The organism is Luteibacter sp. P4_E6, assembly GCF_056401535.1.
In genome coordinates, this window is the sequence record NZ_JBFUJE010000475.1 from 1 (window position 1) to 3,022 (window position 3,022).

Sequence of the window (3,022 nt, forward strand, 5' to 3'; positions counted from 1 at the left end):
GTCCAGAACAGGAGCCTGAAGAGGGCCGATCGTGTCGTCAAGGCGGGTCAGCTTTGGGAATGCCTGCGTCAGTGTCGCAGAATCGGGCGTAGCTTATGCCATCCTCCGTCCGTCCACGTTTCGCCCCTGAAGGTATCTCCATGAGCCGGCATCCGCATCGTCCCCTGGTCCTGGGCGTGTTCGCTCTCGTGGCGGCCCTCGTCATCGCGCCACGCTCTCGCGCAGCCGACACGACGGAGGTCGATACATGGCAGCCGGCGCCCTACTCGCTTGGCCAGGGGCTTTACTTCCCGGGCCAGGGTCTGCGAATCGGCGGCTATGCCGACGTGCACTTCTTCGACCTGGAAGGCTCCCGCGCGGATTCGAGCCTGCGCGACGTCAGTCTGTTCGTCACCAAGGACCTGGGCAGCCGCTGGCAGTTCTTCACCGAACTGGCGACGTCCCGCACCACGAACGTGACAGGTGCTCAGAACGGCGGAGGCCATGCGGAGGTCGACATCGAGCGGCTCTATGCCGATTTCCACGCGACGCCGGCCATCACGTTCCGTTTCGGCAAGTTTCTTACGCCAATCGGCGAATGGAACCTCGTTCACGCTGACCCACTGACCTGGACGGTCTCCCGCCCGCTATCCACCTCGGCCGCGTTCGCCCGCCATGCAGCAGGTGCGATGGCATTCGGAACAGTCACCTTGAAAGGCCGGGATCTCGACTATTGGGTCTTTGCAGACGACAGCAAGAACCTCGGCGTGGGCCAGGACGCTGACGATGCCTTTACCGACTACACCGGCGACCGCAGCCCGCGAAACAACTTCCTCCACGCGTACGGCGGTCGCGTGTTGTACCACCTGGCGGGCGACAGCCTCACCGTAGGCGGGTCTTACGTAACCTACCAACTGCAGGAACCCCGACACGACTACCAACTCACGGGCATCGACTTCACCTGGACCACGCGGTACGTGGAACTCACCGGCGAAGCCATCTATCGCACCGGTGCATCGCCGCTTTCCAGCGAACGTGGTGGCTTCGTCGAAGCGGGGTTTCCCATTGCGTCCCATCTCTACCTGATCGGTCGTGTCGAGCGGTATCACACGTCCGTACCGGACACGACGTCGATCGTCCGGACCGAGGCCATCAACTATCGCCCCATCCCGGGCCTTGTCCTCAAACTGGAGCATCGCAATGGCCAGGACGGCGAAATCGTCCCTGCCGGCTGGCTGGCGTCCGTCTCGGTGTTGTTCTGACGTATGCCCATGCGTCGCAGCACCGCACGCGTTGTGCTCTTGCTCTGGGGGCTGGCTCTCGGGAGYCAGGCCGCCTGGGCGGCACAGGTGCAGCTTGCCGTGATCTCGGCGCCGACGGCGCCCCGTCTGTCGTTCGACCGGGACACGCTTCGCAATGTCTATCTCAAGCGCATCTTCATCGACAGCGACGGCGTCAAGCTCACGCCCGTCAACCTGCCTGCCGACTCCCCGCTGCGTGATGCTTTTACTAAAACCATACTGCACATGTCGGAGCGACCGATGCAGGATTACTGGGATAAACAATACTTCCAGGGTGTAAGCCCACCGTATGTACTGGCTTCGGACGAAGCGGTTATCCGCTTCGTAGCGGCGACCCCCGGCGCCGTCGGCTATGTCGCTTCGTGCCATGCCGACGCGAGCGTCCGCGTCGTGATGCTGGTTCCGTTGCCGCCGACGATCGGCGAGACGGGCCTGTGTTCGGACCGCACTGCCGCACCCTGATTCACCCGACATTTCTTGCAGACAATTCGTGCGCACTGCAAGAAAGGAGGGCCTGCAGCGCAGGTAAATTCAAAGTTATTCCTATCACATTCAACAGGATAGTTCGGTGGCACGAATATCGCACTGGTAAGGGGCATCTCCTCCCAGCGAGCGATCCCCGATGTCCCTGCCCCCGCTGCCGCAACCGTCCGATCCTTGCGTGCTCGAAACCGTGGAGCCGTTGCTCGCTGAACTGCGCCGCCCCGTGCGTGTGGATGTCCTTGGTGAAAGTCACCCTGATCGAAAGCACGCCGAGGCGTTTGTCCATCGCATCTTCGAACGGCGGTATGGCGCGGACGTAAGCGAATTTCATCCGACCCTGCTCAGCTTCCGCGACACCATGCAGTACCGGGCCGTCGTCGGCTTTCGCGGCGGCCTCGAAGGCACGCTGTTTTCGGAGCAGTACCTGGCCCACCCGGCGCAGCAGATGATCGCCGATCGGCTGGGCGTCCACATCGAACGCAACGAACTCGTCGAAGTGGGACACCTGGCCCTCGATATGCCCGGCGATACGCGCTGGCTAATCTCCGCCACCACGCAGCACCTGCATGCACGAGGTTATCGCTGGGTGCTGTTTACGGCAACGCGTCTCCTCTTCAACGCGTTCCACCGGCTCGGGCTGCATCCCATCGCACTCACCAGCGCACGCGCCTCGCGCCTTGCCGATGGCGGACGTAAGTGGGGCGACTATTACCACGCGAACCCGGTCGTCTGCGTGGGCAACATCGACGCCGGTCAAAGGAAGCTGCGTCGACATATAGGCGCATCGCAACCACGGCTGCGCGCCCTTCTCCGTGATAGTCGGGAAAGTGCCGCCCCGGGGTGGTCCCTGCGCGCCTCACCTTGCGGAGGTGCCTGATGCGAACCATCCTGAAGAAACTCGAGCGACATGCGCTCGCGCAACCGGAGAAGGTGGCGCTCGAAGATACCGTCTCCACCATGACCTATCGCCAGCTCTCCCGGGCGATCACGCAAGTCGGTTCGCGCATTGCCGCCGAGCGCGTTGCCGTGATGATGGACAACGGTATTCCGTGGGCCGTTGTCGATCTGACCATCGCCGCATGCGGCGCAGTCGCCATACCGGTGCCGTCTTTCTTCAGCGACGAGCAGCTCGCGCACTTGCTGACTGACGCGGCACCGGACCTTCTGATCACGGATCGTCCGGACTACGGCGTCCCCCTATCCCGCGTCTCGCGTCACGAGACTGTCGTGATTGCCCACACCGAACTGCATCTCTACAC

At 62.9% G+C, this 3,022-nt stretch carries 4 protein-coding genes; all 4 read left to right on the forward strand.

Features of this window, described 5'->3' with window-relative positions; genetic code table 11:
- The first annotated feature begins 140 nt into the window (after positions 1-140).
- Positions 141-1,241, forward strand: a complete 1,101-nt coding sequence (locus AC1DT2_RS19425) for a porin (protein WP_477298114.1) — start codon at positions 141-143, stop codon at positions 1,239-1,241.
- Between the two features lie 87 nt (positions 1,242-1,328).
- Positions 1,329-1,742, forward strand: coding sequence for a hypothetical protein (locus tag AC1DT2_RS19430; protein WP_477298115.1), 414 nt, complete (start codon positions 1,329-1,331; stop codon positions 1,740-1,742).
- 160 nt (positions 1,743-1,902) lie between these two features.
- Positions 1,903-2,640 (forward strand): thermostable hemolysin, encoded by a 738-nt coding sequence (locus AC1DT2_RS19435; RefSeq protein WP_477298116.1) that lies wholly within the window; start codon positions 1,903-1,905, stop codon positions 2,638-2,640.
- On the forward strand, positions 2,640-3,022 hold a 383-nt coding region (locus AC1DT2_RS19440; protein WP_477298118.1), incomplete at its 3' end, for an AMP-binding protein. The genes AC1DT2_RS19435 and AC1DT2_RS19440, both read left to right, overlap by 1 nt.

Excerpts from the sequence above, each read along its gene's own strand:
- AC1DT2_RS19425 (WP_477298114.1), top strand. The coding sequence starts at position 141 with ATGAGCCGGCATCCGCATCGTCCCCTGGTCCTGGGCGTGTTCGCTCTC.
- AC1DT2_RS19435 (WP_477298116.1), top strand. The coding sequence starts at position 1,903 with ATGTCCCTGCCCCCGCTGCCGCAACCGTCCGATCCTTGCGTGCTCGAA.